18 protein-coding genes and 1 tRNA gene are annotated in these 19019 nt (G+C 41.4%); 9 read left to right on the top strand and 10 right to left on the bottom strand.

Annotated elements, in window-relative coordinates; all coding sequences use genetic code 11:
* Positions 1 to 31: 31 nt before the first annotated feature.
* Entirely contained in the window at positions 32 to 589 is a 558-nt protein-coding gene (locus tag AC4MC0_RS04315) for a hypothetical protein (RefSeq protein ID WP_114836763.1), read from the bottom strand.
* Positions 590 to 812: 223 nt separating this feature from the next.
* Here AC4MC0_RS04315 and AC4MC0_RS04320 point away from each other — a divergent pair, with 223 nt between their 5' ends.
* Together AC4MC0_RS04320 and AC4MC0_RS04325 are read left to right on the top strand one after the other, a co-directional pair.
* Positions 813 to 2312, top strand: a complete 1500-nt coding sequence (locus AC4MC0_RS04320) for a cation:proton antiporter (RefSeq protein ID WP_078388592.1) — start codon at positions 813 to 815, stop codon at positions 2310 to 2312.
* Between the two features lie 114 nt (positions 2313 to 2426).
* Complete coding sequence (locus AC4MC0_RS04325; RefSeq protein WP_279043672.1) at positions 2427 to 2750, top strand: MGMT family protein; 324 nt, start codon at positions 2427 to 2429, stop codon at positions 2748 to 2750.
* A 43-nt stretch (positions 2751 to 2793) separates the two neighbouring features.
* On the opposite strand, the gene AC4MC0_RS04330 is transcribed toward AC4MC0_RS04325, so the two are convergent.
* Positions 2794 to 3234, bottom strand: a complete 441-nt coding sequence (locus AC4MC0_RS04330; RefSeq protein WP_335997446.1) for a universal stress protein — start codon at positions 3232 to 3234, stop codon at positions 2794 to 2796.
* 510 nt (positions 3235 to 3744) lie between these two features.
* Between AC4MC0_RS04330 and AC4MC0_RS04335 the strand changes: the two genes are divergently transcribed.
* Entirely contained in the window at positions 3745 to 4548 is an 804-nt protein-coding gene (locus tag AC4MC0_RS04335; protein ID WP_335997444.1) for a hypothetical protein, read from the top strand.
* 34 nt (positions 4549 to 4582) lie between these two features.
* Here the strand turns inward: AC4MC0_RS04335 and AC4MC0_RS04340 are convergent, their stop codons facing one another.
* The 4 genes from AC4MC0_RS04340 to carA all read right to left on the bottom strand — a co-directional run bounded on the left by AC4MC0_RS04340 (position 4583) and on the right by carA (position 10375).
* Positions 4583 to 5200, bottom strand: coding sequence for a CatB-related O-acetyltransferase (locus AC4MC0_RS04340; RefSeq protein WP_335997443.1), 618 nt, complete (start codon positions 5198 to 5200; stop codon positions 4583 to 4585).
* 214 nt (positions 5201 to 5414) lie between these two features.
* On the bottom strand, positions 5415 to 5891 hold the full coding sequence (gene greA, locus AC4MC0_RS04345; protein ID WP_005400425.1) for a transcription elongation factor GreA: 477 nt from the start codon (positions 5889 to 5891) through the stop codon (positions 5415 to 5417).
* A 93-nt stretch (positions 5892 to 5984) separates the two neighbouring features.
* Entirely contained in the window at positions 5985 to 9218 is a 3234-nt protein-coding gene (carB, locus tag AC4MC0_RS04350) for a carbamoyl-phosphate synthase large subunit (RefSeq protein ID WP_004695601.1), read from the bottom strand.
* 14 nt (positions 9219 to 9232) lie between these two features.
* Entirely contained in the window at positions 9233 to 10375 is a 1143-nt protein-coding gene (carA, locus tag AC4MC0_RS04355; RefSeq protein WP_004695603.1) for a glutamine-hydrolyzing carbamoyl-phosphate synthase small subunit, read from the bottom strand.
* A gap of 308 nt (positions 10376 to 10683) precedes the next feature.
* On the opposite strand from carA, the gene AC4MC0_RS04360 reads away from it, so the two are divergent.
* Positions 10684 to 11130 (top strand): hypothetical protein, encoded by a 447-nt coding sequence (locus AC4MC0_RS04360; RefSeq protein ID WP_279677702.1) that lies wholly within the window; start codon positions 10684 to 10686, stop codon positions 11128 to 11130.
* 86 nt (positions 11131 to 11216) lie between these two features.
* On the opposite strand, the gene AC4MC0_RS04365 is transcribed toward AC4MC0_RS04360, so the two are convergent.
* Together AC4MC0_RS04365 and yhbY are read right to left on the bottom strand one after the other, a co-directional pair.
* Positions 11217 to 11756 (bottom strand): DOMON-like domain-containing protein, encoded by a 540-nt coding sequence (locus AC4MC0_RS04365; protein ID WP_279733505.1) that lies wholly within the window; start codon positions 11754 to 11756, stop codon positions 11217 to 11219.
* Positions 11757 to 11768: 12 nt separating this feature from the next.
* Positions 11769 to 12092 carry a ribosome assembly RNA-binding protein YhbY gene (gene yhbY / locus AC4MC0_RS04370; RefSeq protein ID WP_335997435.1) on the bottom strand — a complete coding sequence of 108 codons (324 nt, stop codon included), beginning with the start codon at positions 12090 to 12092 and terminating at the stop codon, positions 11769 to 11771.
* A 194-nt stretch (positions 12093 to 12286) separates the two neighbouring features.
* On the opposite strand from yhbY, the gene rlmE reads away from it, so the two are divergent.
* The 4 genes from rlmE (at position 12287) to AC4MC0_RS04390 (ending at position 16421) form a co-directional block, all read left to right on the top strand.
* The gene (rlmE, locus tag AC4MC0_RS04375; protein WP_004695608.1) at positions 12287 to 12937 is read left to right on the top strand and encodes a 23S rRNA (uridine(2552)-2'-O)-methyltransferase RlmE; all 651 of its coding nucleotides are present in this window, start codon (positions 12287 to 12289) and stop codon (positions 12935 to 12937) included.
* 132 nt (positions 12938 to 13069) lie between these two features.
* Positions 13070 to 14962 carry an ATP-dependent zinc metalloprotease FtsH gene (gene ftsH / locus AC4MC0_RS04380; protein WP_335997433.1) on the top strand — a complete coding sequence of 631 codons (1893 nt, stop codon included), beginning with the start codon at positions 13070 to 13072 and terminating at the stop codon, positions 14960 to 14962.
* Positions 14963 to 15097: 135 nt separating this feature from the next.
* Positions 15098 to 15949 carry a dihydropteroate synthase gene (folP, locus tag AC4MC0_RS04385; protein ID WP_335997431.1) on the top strand — a complete coding sequence of 284 codons (852 nt, stop codon included), beginning with the start codon at positions 15098 to 15100 and terminating at the stop codon, positions 15947 to 15949.
* Between the two features lie 160 nt (positions 15950 to 16109).
* The gene (locus AC4MC0_RS04390; protein WP_004982696.1) at positions 16110 to 16421 is read left to right on the top strand and encodes a DUF5713 family protein; all 312 of its coding nucleotides are present in this window, start codon (positions 16110 to 16112) and stop codon (positions 16419 to 16421) included.
* Between the two features lie 55 nt (positions 16422 to 16476).
* Here the strand turns inward: AC4MC0_RS04390 and AC4MC0_RS04395 are convergent, their stop codons facing one another.
* Together AC4MC0_RS04395 and AC4MC0_RS04400 are read right to left on the bottom strand one after the other, a co-directional pair.
* The gene (locus AC4MC0_RS04395; RefSeq protein WP_335997429.1) at positions 16477 to 16845 is read right to left on the bottom strand and encodes a hypothetical protein; all 369 of its coding nucleotides are present in this window, start codon (positions 16843 to 16845) and stop codon (positions 16477 to 16479) included.
* 97 nt (positions 16846 to 16942) lie between these two features.
* Positions 16943 to 17028 (bottom strand) — tRNA-Leu (locus AC4MC0_RS04400).
* Positions 17029 to 17241: 213 nt separating this feature from the next.
* Between AC4MC0_RS04400 and AC4MC0_RS04405 the strand changes: the two genes are divergently transcribed.
* The gene (locus tag AC4MC0_RS04405; protein ID WP_335997427.1) at positions 17242 to 19011 is read left to right on the top strand and encodes an alkaline phosphatase D family protein; all 1770 of its coding nucleotides are present in this window, start codon (positions 17242 to 17244) and stop codon (positions 19009 to 19011) included.
* Positions 19012 to 19019: the final 8 nt, after the last annotated feature.

Raw genomic sequence — 19019 nt, forward strand, 5'->3', positions numbered from 1 at the left:
TTGATCGCCTCTTTTTTTTAACCAATGCATTCTAGCGGTTTAGGAACTGCTTAAAGTTTCGAGCAATACGGACACTCACATATAACGCAATACAGGCAAATAACAATACCCCAAACACCACATATTTTAAGTTGCTCATATCCGCACGGTAAAACTGCTGAATTTGCTCAGGTGTATAACGCAATGTTTTAACATCTTGTGTGCGTGTATCGAGATAACTCACTTGCTGAATATAGTTAAATTGCCCCGCTTTGAGTAGTTCAATCGACTGAATTTGGCGGGTATGTTGTTCGTTGTAGTCATCTACACAAATGTCGGTTAAATAATGATTACAGCTGAGTTTGGCGATATAACCCTGATTGGCCACATGCAAATAAATATGATCATCGGGAGCTTTATTGTTTGAAAGTAGAACCAGTGTTTGATCGGGACGAGAGTTCATTTTAAAACTTTGTGCTGAGGCAAAAGTTTGCTCGGCCTGTAAAATTTCTTTGGTTTTTGCAAAGCAGGTCAGAAACAACGCAAAGGTCGTGAGGAAAATAATCAGTGCGAAGAACATCCGAAAGATGGTTTTAAAAGTGAATTGCATAGGAGATCAAACTTGGCCAAAGGGAAAGTTCACGCATAAAAAACATGCATATGCCCTATGTTAATTCATCATCAGGAGAAATGTTAAAAAAATTATTTTTTTCGGGCGTTGATGTGAAAAATGATTAAAATATTTCGAGCATCAATGTGTATGAAATGAATTTTTATTCCAGATATCAGCACTGAAAGCCGCCGCCTCCCCAACCGCCCAATTTGGAAGTTCAATGGGAAATTATTTTTTTCTACAAGTTTTTACCGTTATTTTTGCATTATCCATTGCAACGACTATTTTCAATAAACGTATTTTAGGTTTTCCTCAAGCCATTGGCGTACCCATCGTTTCTGCCATTTTTGTCTTTATTTTACAGTGGGGCGCGAGCCTACTGAGTGGTAATCAGTTTATTACCATCAATATTCACAACATTGAAGAAGCGGTTCGTCATATCGACTTTTATGACTTTTTAATCAATGGTGTGATTTGCTTCATTTTGACATCTTCGGCATTGAAGTTCAAAGTCTCAGATTTACGTAGTTATTGGAAGCCGATCAGCATTTTAGCTAGTATTGCGTTGGTACTGTGCGCCGTGTTCTTTGGGGTGGTGCTCTATGGTTATCAGTTCATCATTGGGCAGCATGTCGATTTATTGGTGCTTTTGCTGTTGGGGGCTGCATTGGGTGCAACGGACCCGATTGGGATCAAGGGCGTACTCAGTTCGGTACGTGCGCCACATCATTTAATGGTCAAGCTCGAAGGAGAATCACTGTTTAATGATGCCATGTGTATTGCCTTGTTTATGACGCTCTTAAACGTCTTACAAGGTGAAAACTTTACCGTCATGGGCGTGTTGCAGACCTTGCTCTATGAAATTTTTGTCGCCGTCATTATTGGTTGGGCCTTTGGTTTAGGGATCTTGCGACTGCTGCGTGGTAAGCACGAAATGGAGTCTCTCATTTTGACCACAGCACTCTTGGCCTGCGGTTCGTACTTGGTTGCACTGTTTGCACATGCTTCAGCACCGATTGCTTGTGTCATCGGTGGTTTGATTGTAGGGAACAAATGGAAAGAAATTTTACAAGAGCGCGAAATACGGGAAGTAAACCATTTTTGGCATACGGTTGAAGGGATTATTAACTCGTTCTTATTCACCTTAATTGGTTTGGAACTGTTTATTTTAGATCTCAGCTTTAGTCTAATTTTTGGTGGCATCATCGCGTTTATTATTCTGCATGCTTCACGTTTTGCAGCGAACTATTTATCTTTTGCCTTTTTTCCCTCTTTCCGTAAGAAAAGTTATAACGGAAGTTTGGCGATTTTGTCATGGGGCGGAGTGCGTGGAGGGATCTCCTTAGCATTGATCTTAGCGGTAGCTAACGTGCCTGAGTTAAGTGAATACAGCAGTATTTTGATTGGTTATACTTTTATCGCCGTGTTGCTTTCAGGCATGGTCTGCGGTCTAGGATTACCTGCTGTAATGAATGCGTTTTACTACAATCCGAATGAAGAAAAGACGGGTTTTAAAGGTTGGTATCAACGTCTGTGTAATAAAATGAACCGTAAAGGTTTCAAGTACATTATTGGTGAAGATGCACAGGGCTATGAAACCATTATTGTCTATCAGCCTGAAGCATTGATTGATGTTAAAGCAGATGATGGCATTGCCGCGGTGCATAACCCTGAGCGAGTTCAGGAAGTGAAACGTCTGGAAAGTCCTGATAATTTTTAGTGATTTGCTCAGTCAAGAAGCCCCTGTATTGGGGCTTTTTAAAATGAATAAGAGGGTTTATTTGAATCATATAACGATGTCATTATGCAATAATTAGAATAGGGCACATTTGAAATGGCAGAATCGATAGTCAAAGAACTTGCACCGATGATTTTTCAGGTGATCGCTCAGATTCCTTATGGGCGAGTAGCCAGTTATGGACAAATTGCACGTTTAGCAGGCATCCCAAAACATTCGCGTTTGGTGGGCTATGTGCTGAAACATATGGATGCAGACAGTAGTTTGCCTTGGTATCGAGTAATCAACTCACAAGGAAAAATTAGCCTAAGTAAGCTGAATGATCAGGGACAGAACATTCAAGCACAGTTACTTCTGGCGGAAGGTATTTTAGTGGTTGCGGGAAAAGTGAAAATGAAAGAATTCCAGTGGAATATTTAAAATAGAAATGCTCTACCTCCGTGGAAGTAGAGCACTCAATGTATTACTGACGAACAACTAAAACAGGAATGTGCGCTTCACCTAAAACATTTTGTGCAACACTGCCTAGGAATAAACGTTTTAAACCTGTACGACCATGAGAGCCTATGACAATCAGGTCTGCTTTAGATGTTTCAGCTTCTCTGATAATTTCACGGTGCACCACCTGACCTTCCAGTAGTTTTGCTTCAACAGGAATACCCAGATTGCTAAATTTAGCTGCTGCTTCGTCAAGTGTTTTCAAAACTGAAGTACGCGCACGTTCAATTAAGTCATTGGTTTGAGTTGCAGAAATGTATTCGGCAGCAATGTAAGGGTCAAGTGCAAGTACTTGAACGACTGTAATTTTGCCGCCAAATGCTTTTGCAAGTTCAGCGGCTTGCGCAACTGCTGCATATGAAGTTTCGGAACCGTCTACAGGGACTAAAATGTTTTGGTATGCCATGGTTGTTTCTCCTTATTATCAACTGATTATACGTGCAGATTTCTGTTCTAATGTATCACGGGTTAAATACAGCTTATATCTTGATAATAGCTGTATTTTTTAAAGAATAAAACCTAGTAAATTCATATGGATATTTGCATATGAAATGCTAATTTCTCACTTCTAAATTAGCACAAAAGCGTGTGAATAATAATCAATTTAACACTAAAGTTGAATGTAAATGTAGCGTTTAAAAAACATAGGCTTTGCCTAAAAAATAGCTTATATTTATGAACAACTTACTACTTTATAAATACGATGACAGATACAAATGAACTGAATTGGCAACGGACAAATTCAGAGAATGTTGAAATGTTTGTTAAGCTATCTTAAATTTTTCAGATGGTTATATTTAAAGAAGAATAAGTGATTAAATTTTAATGATAATGATGGAAAATACAACAATATATTTTAGTAACTTATTAGATGTTAAGCATTAGGTAGCTAAATATTTACCAACTAAGGCAACTCATGATTTTAGATTTTCTCAGAAAACCACTTACAGTCGTAGATTTTTTAGTCTTACTATTATTGTCACCAGTAATTATTAGTATTGTGATCTTTATTGCCATAATTTTAGAACCTAGTGATATTACAAGTATAAAAGATCAGCCTTACGAGTGTGGGAGATTTGGTGATCAACAAATGAAGATCGATCGAAATTATCTATTTTTTGCAAGAGTTGAATACCAAGATGTGAACTATTGGGGCAAGAATGTTAGAGAACAGCATAATATCAAAGGATGCGATGATCAGATTCAAAATGCTAGTTTTGACGTCAAATGGCCTGAAATGGAGCCATCAGATGGATTTCAGTTGGATTCAAAAAATGTAAATAACATCACAGTAGCACTCAATCAGCGGACTATATGGCTAGAAGAACAAGAGAACAAAGGCTTTTTTGATTCAATTGCTAGTTTAAAACTCTACCTAAGAGATATAGCAACACATGAAGAGATGAGCGCAAAAGAGATCAATGAAAAAAAAGTATTTAACCTAAATCTTGGGCTTTACCAAATAGATGTTAGAGGAATTGGGCGGGTTTCTCAAAGGGTTTTTTGGCAAGAAATTGAGGGGAAAGGAGTGGGTGCTATCATTAATTGCCATTACTTTCAAAGTGAAAATACAAGTTGTGAATTAAGTTATCACGTACCAAATTATGGATTCAATACGAGCTATGTAACGATCTATTTTCATGCAGAATTGCTTCCGCATTGGCAAGAAATACAACAAGATTCTTTTAAAATGATCGATTCTTTTCGGGTGAGGGTATAACAAGAAGAATGAGATGCTATCTTACAACAGACGTTTAATTCAGGTGTTCAATGAGTTGAGTAACATCATCCGTCTGTAACTGCTCACGCATTTTTAAAAACTGCTTTTCATCTAAGTCATAGAGCTTCAGTGCAAGCAGTTTTTCTATATCTGCTTCGGGAAAGCGATACTTAATAATCTTGGCAGGTACTCCAGCCACAACGGCATAGGGTGGAACATCTTTGGTCACGACAGCGCCTGTTGCCACTACTGCGCCTTCACCTAACTCCACACCTTGCATAATCATGGCACGTGAACCAATCCAACAGCCATCGCCAATGATGGTATCACCTGCGGGCACAAAACTACGTGTATCAAAAGGAAAAGCCGAAATCCAATCGGTACGATGCAGTTGGTTACCACCCATCATAATGACGCATTCTGCGCCAAAACAAACGAAGTTGCCGATATAGAGCTGATCAATCGGTTTATCTACGGTCGAGGGCTTATCATGCAAATAACGCACGACACAACGTTCAAAACCTTGATCCCAATACGCTGAGTAGTAAGAGTAATTTCCTTTAATGTGAATATTCGGATTCTTCACCGTTTTAGAGATGAACTCAAACTCACACCAGTGTTTGACAGGAGAATTAATCAGGGGCTCAGACATAAAAAGACAGCGTTGGAGAGTGTGAGAAATTATAACAAATAAAAGTATTGCTTTGAAAAAGAGAGGGTGAAATGGATTCCTTAAATCTATCTCATTCTTGGAGTGAAATTTCCCACGTGCATAACAATAGAGCAAAGGAGAAGTATTTGGGAAAATACAAAAACAAAAAACCCCTCAATCGAGGGGTTTCTACAGCTGTAAATATCAAAGAAACTTAGATATATGCAACTTTTACAATTTCGTATTCAACTTCACCCTGAGGGGTTTGAATTTTTGCTTCGTCGCCTTCGCTTTTGCCCAAAAGGCCACGCGCGATAGGAGAGTTCACTGAAATTTTATTGATTTTAAAATCAGCTTCGTCATCACCCACGATCATATAGGTCTTTTGTTCTTCGGTATCTAAGTTTTCGATAGTGACTGTCACCCCAAAAACCACGCGACCATTCTGTTCAAGTTCTTTGACATCGATAACTTGAGCCGCACCCAATTTACCTTCGATGTCTTGAACACGACCTTCACAGAAACCTTGTTGCTCACGCGCAGCATGGTATTCCGCATTTTCTTTTAAATCCCCGTGCTCACGTGCTTCAGCAATTGCCGCAATAATACGTGGACGTTCAATACTTTTTAATTGATGTAATTCTTTCTCTAAGGCTAATTTGCCTTGGGGAGTCATAGGATAACGTTGCATTGTTGTCCCTCAAGTCTGTGAGTGTAAAAAATATAGGTTTATAAATGAAAAAAGCCCGCCACCGAGAGGTGACGGGACTTCTCGGTAAACGAATTAACCTACAGTTTGTAAATCTTGCAAACGGTATACATCCATTGGCAATTGAATTGCAAAAGCTTGGCATACAGCATCAGCACCGTTCAAGGTCGTAGTGTTATACACTTTCGCTTGAAGCGCTGAACGACGAATCGAGAACGAATCTTGTTGAGCTTGTTTGCCTTCAGTTGTATTGATAATGAGGTGAACTTCGCCATTTTTCAAGCGGTCCACGATATTAGGACGGCCTTCAGTGACTTTATTTACACGTTCACACTCAATACCCGCAGCTTTAATGAACTCATAAGTACCGCCAGTCGCAAGTACTTTGAAGCCAAAGCCTACCAGTTGCTTCGCAATACCAACAGCACGAGGCTTGTCTGAATCACGCACAGAAATAAATGCATGCTTCACTTCGCCTTCTGTAGGAAGACCCGGTACGCGTTCATTAGAGCCTAACACAGCTTTGTAGAATGCTTCACCAAATGTTTTACCTACACCCATGACTTCGCCTGTAGATTTCATTTCAGGGCCAAGAATAGGGTCAACACCCGGGAACTTGTTGAATGGGAACACCGCTTCTTTTACAGAGAAGTGAGTCGGGATGATTTCTTTAGTAAATCCTTGAGATTCTAAAGACTGACCCGCCATACAACGCGCGGCCACTTTCGCTAAAGACTCACCGATACATTTAGAAACGAATGGCACAGTACGAGACGCACGTGGGTTCACTTCTAGGATGTAAACGTCTTCGCCTTTCACAGCAAACTGTACATTCATCAAACCAACAACGCCAAGCTCTTTCGCCATAGCAACGGTTTGACGACGCATTTCGTCTTGGATTTCAACTGAGAGCGAGTAAGGAGGAATCGAACATGCTGAGTCACCTGAGTGAATCCCTGCTTGTTCAATGTGCTGCATAATACCGCCAATCACAACGTCTTTACCGTCAGATACACAGTCTACGTCAACTTCGATCGCATCATCTAAGAAACGGTCAAGAAGAACAGGCGCTTCATTTGATGCTTGAACCGCATCACGTAAGTAGCGTTTAAGTTCGTCGTCGTTGTATACGATTTCCATCGCACGACCACCGAGTACATAAGAAGGACGTACCACAAGTGGGTAGCCGACTTTAGATGCTTCAGCCATACCTTCTTCAGCAGATTTTACAATGCTGTTGTTGGGTTGACGAAGTTGAAGACGTTGAATCATTTGTTGGAAACGTTCACGGTCTTCCGCACGGTCAATCGCATCTGGTGATGTACCGATAATTGGGGCACCTGCTTCTTCTAAAGCACGAGCCAATTTAAGCGGAGTCTGACCACCGTACTGAACGATAATGCCTTTTGGCTTTTCAGTACGTACGATTTCAAGTACATCTTCCAAAGTGATTGGTTCGAAGTACAAACGATCAGAAGTGTCGTAATCCGTTGAAACAGTTTCAGGGTTACAGTTCACCATGATGGTCTCGTAACCATCTTCACGCATTGCAAGCGCCGCGTGTACACAGCAGTAATCGAATTCGATCCCTTGACCAATACGGTTAGGGCCACCACCGATCACCATGATCTTATCTTTATCAGATGGGTTTGATTCACACTCATCATCGTAAGTTGAGTACATGTAGGCAGTGTCAGATTCGAATTCTGCTGCACAAGTATCCACACGTTTGTAAACTGGAGTCACGCCCAAGTTCCAACGGTGCTTACGGAATTGTTTTTGTGAAATACCCATCAAGTTCGCGATGCGAAGGTCAGATAAACCTTTACGTTTGAACGAACGGATGTTGTCTGCGTTTAGATCACCAAAACCTAAAGTTTTGATTTCATTTTCAGTTTTGATGATGTCTTCGATTTGGATCAAGAACCATTTATCGATTTTCGTCGCTTGGAACACGTCTTCTAAGGTGAAACCATGACGGAATGCATCGGCTACATACCAAATACGCTCTGGACCCGGAACTTTAAGTTCAACCAAGATCTTTTCTTTCGCGCCTTCAGTACCTACAGCGATTTTTTCATCAAAACCACACGCACCAACTTCAAGACCACGAAGCGCTTTGTTTACAGACTCTTGGAAGTTACGACCAATCGCCATCACTTCACCCACAGACTTCATCTGTGTGGTCAGTGTTGCGTCTGCTTGTGGGAATTTTTCAAAGTTGAAACGTGGAATTTTTGTTACCACGTAGTCAATTGCAGGTTCGAACGAAGCAGGAGTTGTTCCACCCGTGATGTCATTTTTTAATTCATCAAGGGTATAACCAACTGCTAGTTTCGCAGCGATTTTTGCAATTGGGAAACCAGTTGCTTTTGATGCAAGGGCAGATGAACGCGATACACGTGGGTTCATCTCGATGATCACCATACGGCCAGTATCTGGACAGATACCGAACTGAACGTTAGAACCACCTGTTTCCACACCAATTTCACGAAGAACTGCTAAAGATGCATTACGCATCAATTGATATTCTTTGTCTGTCAATGTTTGCGCAGGAGCAACAGTGATTGAGTCACCTGTGTGCACGCCCATTGGGTCAAAGTTTTCGATCGCACAAACGATAATACAGTTGTCGTTTTTGTCACGAACAACTTCCATCTCGTATTCTTTCCAACCAATTAAAGATTCATCAATCAATAATTGTTTCGTTGGAGAAAGATCGAAACCGCGTTCACAGATTTCAAGGAATTCTTCTTTGTTATAAGCGATACCGCCACCTGAACCACCCATCGTGAATGACGGACGGATAATCACAGGGAAGCCGAAGCGCGCTTGAATCTCTAAAGCTTCTTCCATGTTTTCAGCAATCGCAGCTTTTGGACATTCAAGACCAATTTTACGCATTGCTTCATCAAACAGTTTACGGTCTTCAGCTTTTTCAATCGCCTCTTTAGTCGCACCGATCAATTCAACATTGTATTTTTCTAAAATACCGTTGGCATCCAGTGCAAGCGCACAGTTCAATGCTGTTTGACCACCCATTGTTGGAAGGACAGCATCTGGACGCTCTTTTTCAATGATTTGTGCAACAGTCTGCCAAGTGATTGGCTCGATATATGTTGCGTCTGCCATTGTAGGGTCGGTCATAATGGTGGCTGGGTTAGAGTTCACCAAAATAACACGGTAGCCTTCTTCACGAAGAGCTTTACACGCTTGCGCACCTGAGTAGTCAAACTCACATGCCTGTCCGATGACAATCGGACCTGCACCAATAATTAAGATACTTTTAATGTCTGTACGTTTAGCCATGATCGCTTCCTTAATTACTTCTTAGATGCTTCGATAAGTTCGATGAAATGATCGAACAATGGTGCGCAGTCATGCGGACCAGGGCTTGCTTCAGGGTGACCTTGGAAGCTGAACGCTGGTTTGTCTGTACGATGAATCCCTTGAAGAGTTTGATCGAACAAAGACTTGTGCGTAGCTTTCAAGTTTGCAGGAAGGGTTTCTGCATCCACTGCGAAGCCGTGGTTTTGAGAAGTAATCATCACTGTGCCTGTTTCCATGTTTTGAACAGGGTGGTTAGCACCGTGGTGGCCATGCGGCATTTTCACCGTTTTTGCACCTGAGGCAAGTGCAAGAATTTGGTGACCCAAGCAAATACCAAAGACGGGTAGGTTGCGAGCGTCTTCTACAATTGTTTTTACAGCTTCAATTGCGTAGTCACATGCAGCTGGATCGCCAGGGCCGTTCGATAAGAACACGCCATCCGGATTCAATGCAAGCACGTCAGCAGCAGGAGTTTGTGCAGGCACGACAGTGAGTTTACAACCGCGGTCTGCAAGCATACGTAAGATGTTGGTTTTGACACCGTAGTCGTATGCGACAACATGGAATTTAAGTTCAGGTTGTGTGAAGCCTTTGCCTAATACCCAAGAACCTTCTGTCCATTCGAAACCAGTTGGGTCACAGCATTCTTTCGCTAGGTCTAAACCATTTAAACCACCAAATGCGCGTGCTTTTTCTAAAGCCTGCTCTTCAGTAATATTTTCACCAGCAAGGATGCAACCATTTTGCGCACCTTTGTCACGCAAAATACGGGTTAATTTACGCGTATCAATATCTGCAATTGCGACAACATTATGTTCTTTTAAGTATTCGCCTAAAGATTGCGTTGATCGGAAGTTGCTATGCAATAAAGGTAGGTCACGAATGATTAATCCGTTGGCCCATACTTTATGAATTCGACCTGACTCAGCGTCTTCATCATTACAACCTGTGTTACCGATATGAGGGTAAGTTAAAGTCACAAGTTGCTGTGCATAACTCGGGTCAGTCAAAATTTCTTGATAGCCAGTCATGGCAGTGTTGAAAACGACTTCACCAGTCGTACTACCCGATGCACCAATAGACGTTCCTTTAAAGATCGTACCATCGGCAAGGGCTAAAATTGCTGGGGTGCTCAAACCAAAGCTCCTGAAATTTAGGCTGTAAAAAAGCGAGTAGACGAAAAAAAAGGAAGGCTATCTAAAAACCTACCCTCCCTATGTCTGCTCGCTTGAACTTAACATGGCACTATACGCAACTTCACTAACAAAGTCCATGCCAATAAGATGGAATTAACAAGATAAAGTGCTTTTATTTTGTAGCGGAAGCTGTATCTAGGTTTTGTAAAGAAAAATGTAACAACAAATAATTGTCTAACAAATCAAAATCTAAATTTTATCGAATCACGCTAAGCTGTCGCTGTGTATATAACAACAGGAATAACATCATGACTGAACAAGACAAAGTGACCAAACCAAAGCCAGCGTTGAAAGAAGTTGTTGCAGAAAGCACTGAAAAGCTTGAGCAAGTGGCGAAAGAAGCAACAGAGCAGGTCACTGAAGCGGTAGTTGAAAGTAAAGAAAAGCTTGAAGCTGAAGCGAAGCAGTTGAATGCCAGCGTGCAAGAGCAACTCCGCCAGTTTAAACAAGATCTTTTACTGCGCTTAGAAACCATTAAAGGGCAGTTATCGAACTCTCAAAAAGACTTAACTGAACTAAAAGAGTTTGTTAAAACTGAGTTTACTGCTGTTTTAGATGACTTGACCAAACTAGGTAAAGAGTTAAAAGGTGATGTCAGCGAAATTTCAGTAAAACATAAAGATCAGTTGGCTGAAACGTTTAAACGTTCAAAAGAACACACCTTAGATGCGTGGAATAAGGTTTCAAGCAAGTAATCTCGCTGTATGAGGCTCAAGATTAAGTGCATAAAAAAGTGAGGTCATAGCCTCACTTTTTTATTGATCTGGTTTATTTGTCTGGATTAAAACTGATGCAACCAATCACGTTTATTGTGAAAGTCAGCTTGTTGGCCACTATGCTGCATGGCATAGAACTGTTGACCTTGTGAGGTATTCAACACCGCGGATAAACCCAGATATAGGTCAACCCATTTCAGTTTGTGTTGCAGCATAAATTCAGTCAGATCAATGCTGACATTTAAACCATAGTGGGTGCGCTTCAATTGATTGAGTTCAATATCGTAAGCGATCTGTGGCGGCATATCTTCAGGATAACGATATTCCTCAAACTGATAGGCCTGCCAAGCTTGCGAAGGGGAGAGATTGATCTCGCGATAATAATCTTCGCCTTTTACCCCGATAAAGACTTCAAAACAGGTGCTTTCCCATAAAAAGTCTTGACGAGGATTTGCATTCACGACTTCGGGCCAGTGCATGTACAAATTGGGATCGCGTAACCAAAAGCCGATATTGAGAGCATATGGGCTTTGTTGTTCAATCGCACCAACAAGCGAAATTGCTTGAAAGCGACGATCAAATGCACTGAGTTCGTAACTTGCCATAAAAAACTACAATTATTTTGCTGCGTGAGCGAAACGAACTAAATTAGACAATTTGGCATTTTGTTTCGCCGCTTTTTTGTAAAGCAATACAATTTTACCAATGGTCTGTACAATTTCTGCACCTGTAGTTGAGGCAATTTCTGCAATGATTGTAGCGCGCTCTTCACGGTCTTCACCCGCGACTTTGACTTTAATCAATTCGTGGTCGTTTAAAGCACGTAAAATTTCTTCAACGACATTTTCAGTCAGACCTGAACCGCCAAGCATTACTACAGGGTTTAAAGCATGACCGATTTGACGCAAACGCTTGCGTTCCTGAATGGATAAAGTCGCCATAAAGATAACCTAATTTTAAAAACGGCTTAGTATAACAAACTGCGAAATTAAACGCTTTATATTCTGTGGAAATAATCGATTTAGATAATAGAAAAAAACAACTAAAACCCAAGATTTGGATACAGATGTATACTGCAAGCCTAGAGAATTTAACGTACAATTAAGTTTAAGAAATTTTAATGTTTTAGAGAGATATGGCAACACGCATTACCAACCAAAAGTTATCCAAAAGTAGCCGTGCGTGGATGAGAGAGCACCTTGATGATCATTTTGTGAAAAAAGCGCAAAAAGAAGGTTATCGAGCACGTGCAGCTTATAAGTTACTTGAAATTCAAGAAAAATATAACATCATTCGTCCTGGCATGACCGTGGTTGACTTGGGTGCTGCACCTGGAAGTTGGTCACAAATTGCAGGAAAGCTGGTCGGTGATCGAGGATTGGTGGTTGCATCTGACATTTTGGAAATGGATGCACTTCCAGATGTGACCTTCTTGCAAGGTGACTTCCGTGAGCAAGAAGTATTCGATAAATTGTTAAATATTTTAGATGGACGTAAAGTAGACGTTGTAATTTCAGATATGGCCCCCAATACTTCAGGTAACAAGGCTGTAGATCAACCTCGCCAGATTTACCTCTGTGAATTGGCCATCGATTTTGCTACGAAAGTGCTCGGTCCAAATGGTCAATTTGTTGTAAAGGTATTCCAAGGTACAGGCTTTGACGAGTTCCGTAAGCAAGTAGTCGACAACTTTGATGTGTTAAAGACAGTAAAACCTGCTGCATCACGTGCCCGATCTAAGGAAGTATTCTTAGTTGGGCAAGGCCGTAAGAAGGCTTTCAAATAAAGTTTACTTGCCAAGTCGTTAAAAATTGTGCATTTTGTACCTTTTTATTATTTTGCGAAGCTGATCTTCAGCAGAAACTTTAAGGTCACCCGATAGGGCATGATCAAATTAGATTGATATGGGAATAAAGCTTTGAGCGATCTCTTCAAGAATGCCATATTGTGGCTAGTGATACTGGGCGTACTGATCCTTATTTTCAGTAATGTCAGTAGCAATGAAAAGCCGACAGCGATGAATTATTCAGAGTTTGTTGCTGCGGTGAATGCTGGTCAAATTAAGCAAGTGACAATTGATGGCGAACGAATTCATGGCCAAAAATCAAACGGTTCAGAGTTTGAAAGTATTCGTCCTGCGGTTCAAGACCCAGAGCTTATGCCTAATCTGATTAAAAATAACGTTGTCGTTGAAGGTACTGCACCTGCGCGTCAAGGTTTATTGATGCAACTTTTGATCGCAAGCTTCCCTGTACTTTTAATCATTTTGTTATTCATGTTCTTTATGCGCAACATGGGTGGCGGAGCAGGTGGTAAAAACGGTCCAATGAGTTTTGGTAAGTCAAAAGCAAAAATGTTGGCAGAAGACCAAATTAAAGTGACTTTTACTGATGTCGCTGGCTGTGATGAAGCAAAGCAAGAAGTTGTAGAAATTGTTGATTTCTTAAAGGATCCTTCAAAATTTAAACGCTTAGGTGCAACGATTCCTAAAGGCGTGTTAATGGTGGGTCCACCGGGTACAGGTAAAACTTTACTTGCAAAAGCAATCGCAGGTGAAGCAAAAGTACCATTCTTTAGTATTTCTGGTTCTGACTTTGTTGAAATGTTCGTGGGTGTGGGTGCGTCTCGTGTCCGTGACATGTTTGAACAAGCGAAACGTCATGCACCATGTATCATCTTTATTGATGAGATTGATGCTGTGGGTCGTCATCGTGGTTCAGGTACAGGTGGTGGTCACGATGAGCGTGAGCAAACCTTGAACCAAATGTTGGTGGAAATGGATGGCTTTGAAGGTAATGAAGGTATTATCGTCATTGCTGCGACAAACCGTGCCGATGTACTGGATAAGGCTTTACTTCGTCCGGGTCGTTTTGACCGCCAAGTAATGGTTGGCTTACCAGACATTAAAGGTCGTGAGCAAATTTTAAATGTTCACATGAAGAAATTGCCTTCAGTGACTGGTGTCGATGTACAGGTGCTTGCACGTGGTACACCTGGCTTCTCGGGTGCACAATTAGCGAACCTTGTGAACGAAGCTGCATTATTTGCTGCGCGTCGTAACAAGAACACTGTCGACATGCATGATTTTGAAGATGCAAAAGACAAGTTGTACATGGGCCCTGAACGTAAGTCGATGGTGATTCGTGAAGAAGAACGTCGTGCAACCGCGTACCACGAAGCTGGTCATGCGATTGTGGCTGAAATTCTACCGGGTACAGACCCTGTGCATAAAGTAACCATTATGCCGCGTGGTTGGGCGTTGGGTGTAACATGGCAGTTGCCTGAACATGACCAAACCAGCCACTATAAAGACAAAATGTTGAATGAACTTTCAATTTTGTTTGGTGGTCGTATTGCTGAAGAAATCTTTATCAACCAAATGTCGACAGGTGCTTCAAACGACTTTGAACGTGCAACTAAAATGGCACGTGCAATGGTGACCAAGTACGGTATGTCTGACAAACTGGGTGTAATGGTGTATGAAGATGATTCTCAGCAATCATTCATGGGTAGCATTGGTAGTCGTACGATTTCTGAAGCAACACAGCAACAAGTAGATGCTGAAGTTCGCCGTATCATCGATGAGCAATACCATGTAGCGCGCAATATCTTGGAAAACAATAAAGATATTGCTCATGCGATGGTTAAAGCTCTGATGGAATGGGAAACGATTGATCGCGAGCAAATTCGTGACATTATGGAAGGTCGTGAGCCACAACCACCAAAAGTATATATTGCAGAAAACCCTGTGATTGATGTAACTCCAACGGATGGTCCAAGTACACCACCACCATTACCATCTGCAACTTAATTTTTAAAAGTTAAAATAAAAAACCACCTTCGGGTGGTTTTTTATTGCGCAGATTTTTCACTGCCGATGAAGAAAAATAGGCACTTAAAAGTGGGAACGCGTTAAGATAATGTAAGTTGAACTGGAGAATATCACATGCAATTGATGGCTTTGCCGAAGAAAATCCTACGTTGTGGTGAGCTATCACTCGATCTATCGGTACCGCATGTGATGGGTATTTTAAATGTGACGCCAGACTCGTTCAGTGATGGCGGCAAACATAATGGCAAAGCACAAGCGCTTGCGCATGCTCAGCAAATGATTTCGGATGGGGCGACAGTCATTGATGTTGGGGGTGAATCTACACGTCCAGGTGCATCTGTAGTTGAGGTTGAGGAAGAGATTCGTCGTGTCGTCCCAGTGGTGGAAGCTTTGGCTGAACTTGATGTAGTCATTTCGATTGATACCTCTCAACCTGAAGTGATTCAAGCTGCAGTCGCAGCAGGCGCACATATTTGGAATGATGTGAGAGCATTAACACGCCCGAATGCTTTAGAGACTGCAGCTAAACTGAATATTCCAATGATTATCATGCATATGCGTGGTGAACCGACTACCATGAATGGTTTGGATCAATATGATAATGTCACTCTAGATGTCATGACTGAGCTTTCCCAGCGCGTGTCGGATGCACTCAAGGCTGGTGTCAAAGCTGAAAATATCATGATTGATCCGGGTTTTGGCTTTGCTAAAAATGCAAAGCAGAACCTTAAGCTTTTAAAAGAATTCCATCAGCTAAATCAGCTCGGGTATCCCATCTTGTCCGCATTGTCACGGAAACGCTTTATTGGTGAAGCTTTAGGTGGGGCAGATGCAGGCCAGCGGGCTGTGGGTTCTGTAGCGGGACATTTGCTGAGTATTCAACAAGGTGCGTGTATGGTGCGCGCTCATGATGTCAAAGCCATGAGTGATGCGATCAAAGTTTGGCAAGCGATGAATATGGCTTAATGCGGCGGCGGAATGCTGGGCTAATGATTTAATTTGAAAATTTGATCTATATCAGATTTTTAGACTAGCAGCATTTTGAGATGCTGCTTTTTTATTTGGTGATTTGTTTGGTGTATGTTATACAGACTCGTTTTTTAAGTTTCTCGTTTTGAGTGCCTGTATGTTTGCAGATTTACTTCTCCCTATGTTTGATGATGAATATTATCCCGATATTCTTGTTGCTGAAGTGAAGCAGCATGTTGAGACTTTTGCTAAAAAAATTGTAAAAGCAAAATCTGAGGGTGATATTTATCAATATGCCAATGCCACAGTGGCTGAAATTAATGAAATGAAGCCACATTTTGAAGATCTGGATTCGTCGTTAGATGATTCTGCTGCCGATTTTATTGCTGAAGCGATGATGATGGTGGTACAAGATGCTGGGTTTATGGATATTGAAATGGAAGAATTGGTGGTGAACAGAGAGTGGTGAGTCACTCTCTCATTTCAAGTGCAGTTGGTTTTTGCTTTAGAAGCTGAGATTGCTGTTACAGTTCATCTAAAAGATCGGTGAGATGACAGCTTTGATTTAAATGCTCATCTCCAATCGCATCGACCGTCATCAGGTATTCGCCTTCGACCATTTCAGCATTTGCACTGAGATTCAGCCAAAATTTTGGATGCTTTTTCATGAGCTCACGAATATGTTGCTCATCTTTAGTGTGATTAAAGCTTAATTTAAAATGAGCATCTACTGATTTACACACATGTAAATAAAGTTGGTGGTCTTTTTCAATAATCGTGCCTGCAAACAAGTCATAAAACGTGTCGCCACCCGTTTGTTGAGAGAGTGTTTCTGCATGGCCGATGTTTGAAAAAATTAGGCATAAAATGATAATGAGAGTGTTCTTTTTCATATTGTGATTGTTATGTGATTCGATGCATAAATTATAGACATAAAAAAACCAGCATATCGCTGGATTTTTTATTGCACCATCTTAATTAGCTTAAGAATGGTGCCCGAGGCCAGACTCGAACTGGCACGCTTTGTGGGCGGGGGATTTTAAATCCCCTGTGTCTACCGATTTCACCACTCGGGCATGAGCGCAATAATAGAGGACGAAATAAAAGTTGGCAAGTCTATTTGTGATTATTTGGTTTCTTTTCAATCAATTCAGCGGTTTATGTTTAAAAAATAGCAAAATTATCTGTGCTGCACTTGTTCAGGCTTCATAAAAATGTCATCGACTTGAGATATGGATGTCATCTTTTTCGCATAAATTTCAAGTCCATATCGTCTTTAGGCAATCCACATGACAAAAAAAATGAACCGCCGAGAACTTATTCAAAAAACTTTGGCAGGATTTGGTGCTTTATCTTTACCTATTTCACTGACTGCTTGTGGTGATGACGCCGACTCAAACACACAGCCCAATACGCAAGTGCAATTTTTGCATGGGGTTGCCAGTGGTGATCCTTTACAAACTCAAGTGATCATTTGGACACGTGTAACACCGACGGACAGCAGTGCGCGTTTAGAGGTGCTCTGGGAAGTGGCAAAAGATGCAGGCTTTAAACACATTACAGCAACAGGAAAGGTGCTGACCACGGCTGCACAAGATTTTACGGTGAAAGTGGATGTGACGGGACTTGCTGCGGGACAAGTGTATTTCTACCGTTTTAAATCGGCGTCGAAGTATTCAATCACAGGGCAAACCAAAACCTTGGCAACGCAAGTACAGTCGGTACAGTTTGCCGTATGCTCATGTTCTAATTATCCAGCGGGTTATTTCCATGTTTATAAAGAAATGGCAAAACAGGATGTGGATGTTGTGATTCATTTGGGGGATTACATTTACGAATATGGCATGGGCGGATATGCAACGGAAGAGGCGGTGGTGATGGGGCGCACACTGGCGGATGATAATAGCTTAGAAATTATTCGCTTAGATGACTATCGCAAACGTTATGCTTTATACCGACTAGATGCAGATTTGCAGGCCGCGCATCAACGTCATCCTTTTATTGTGATTTGGGATGACCATGAACTCGCAAATGATACATGGGAAAAGGGTGCTGAAAATCATCAGTCAGATACTGAAGGCGATTTCCTTGAACGTAAACTTGCGGCACTGGCGGCCTATTTTGAGTGGATGCCAATCCGTCCGCTTTCTGAAAAAGATCATTTGAATATTTATCGCCAGTTTAACTTTGGTAATTTAGTGCAGTTAAATATGTTGGATACGCGTATTCTAGCGCGGAGTAAACAGTTAGATTATGCAGATTATTTAACCGCATCGGGTTTGGATGCTGTGCGCTTTACTACAGATATGCAAGACCCAAATCGAACGTTACTGGGGTTGAATCAACGCGCATGGTTAACAGAGCAACTTGCGAGCTCTAAAGCCACATGGCAAGTTTTGGGTCAGCAGGTGTTGATGAGCAAAATGCTTGTTCCAGCCGAGATGTTACAAGTGCTCAGTGCAATCAGTAGCGGCGCGGTGACTCCAGATGTTTTGGCGCAGGTGAATCAACTCATTAAAGAATTGGTAGAAATAAAACTTCGTTACTTAAATCATGATCCATCTTTAACAGTAGAGCAATTGTCTCGTATTAAAACTGTGGTTCCTTACAATTTAGATGCATGGGATGGTTATGCGGTTGAAAGGGAGACGCTGTACGGCACACTGCAGTATTTAAATAAAAAAGTCGTGGTCTTGGCTGGAGATACCCATAATGCTTGGGCTTCGGACTTACACGATTTAACAGGGCAGTTTGTGGGTGTGGAGTTAGCGACAAGTTCAGTTTCCTCGCCAGGTATGGAAAAGTATTTGTCTATTCCAATACAACAACTCAAAGAGTTTGAGTCTGCTTTTACAACCTTGATTGATGAGCTGAGTTATTGCAATTTAAATCAACGCGGTTATTTGAAAGTCTATTTTACCGCAGAGCAAGTACAGGCGGATTGGATATTTGTGGATACCATTAAGAACAAAGAATACATCGTTGATGAGACTCGCTCACATCAAGTAATATTAGATCCGACATTATTGCCAATCAGTGCGTTAAAGCAAACGGCCTAAAATGACCT

The sequence above is a fragment of the Acinetobacter sp. CAU_H_S139_7 genome (assembly GCF_058599305.1).

Bases quoted from the DNA above. Each gene is read 5' to 3' on its own strand.
- greA (WP_005400425.1), bottom strand. From the start codon at position 5,891: ATGCAACGTTATCCTATGACTCCCCAAGGCAAATTAGCCTTAGAGAAA.
- AC4MC0_RS04390 (WP_004982696.1), top strand. From the start codon at position 16,110: ATGTTTGCAGATTTACTTCTCCCTATGTTTGATGATGAATATTATCCC.
- AC4MC0_RS04325 (WP_279043672.1), top strand. From the start codon at position 2,427: ATGGCAGAATCGATAGTCAAAGAACTTGCACCGATGATTTTTCAGGTG.
- AC4MC0_RS04395 (WP_335997429.1), bottom strand. From the start codon at position 16,845: ATGAAAAAGAACACTCTCATTATCATTTTATGCCTAATTTTTTCAAAC.
- AC4MC0_RS04405 (WP_335997427.1), top strand. From the start codon at position 17,242: ATGACAAAAAAAATGAACCGCCGAGAACTTATTCAAAAAACTTTGGCA.
- AC4MC0_RS04320 (WP_078388592.1), top strand. From the start codon at position 813: ATGGGAAATTATTTTTTTCTACAAGTTTTTACCGTTATTTTTGCATTA.
- folP (WP_335997431.1), top strand. From the start codon at position 15,098: ATGCAATTGATGGCTTTGCCGAAGAAAATCCTACGTTGTGGTGAGCTA.
- AC4MC0_RS04315 (WP_114836763.1), bottom strand. From the start codon at position 589: ATGCAATTCACTTTTAAAACCATCTTTCGGATGTTCTTCGCACTGATT.
- AC4MC0_RS04365 (WP_279733505.1), bottom strand. From the start codon at position 11,756: ATGGCAAGTTACGAACTCAGTGCATTTGATCGTCGCTTTCAAGCAATT.
- yhbY (WP_335997435.1), bottom strand. From the start codon at position 12,092: ATGGCGACTTTATCCATTCAGGAACGCAAGCGTTTGCGTCAAATCGGT.
- AC4MC0_RS04360 (WP_279677702.1), top strand. From the start codon at position 10,684: ATGACTGAACAAGACAAAGTGACCAAACCAAAGCCAGCGTTGAAAGAA.
- AC4MC0_RS04330 (WP_335997446.1), bottom strand. From the start codon at position 3,234: ATGGCATACCAAAACATTTTAGTCCCTGTAGACGGTTCCGAAACTTCA.
- carB (WP_004695601.1), bottom strand. From the start codon at position 9,218: ATGGCTAAACGTACAGACATTAAAAGTATCTTAATTATTGGTGCAGGT.
- AC4MC0_RS04340 (WP_335997443.1), bottom strand. From the start codon at position 5,200: ATGTCTGAGCCCCTGATTAATTCTCCTGTCAAACACTGGTGTGAGTTT.
- AC4MC0_RS04335 (WP_335997444.1), top strand. From the start codon at position 3,745: ATGATTTTAGATTTTCTCAGAAAACCACTTACAGTCGTAGATTTTTTA.
- rlmE (WP_004695608.1), top strand. From the start codon at position 12,287: ATGGCAACACGCATTACCAACCAAAAGTTATCCAAAAGTAGCCGTGCG.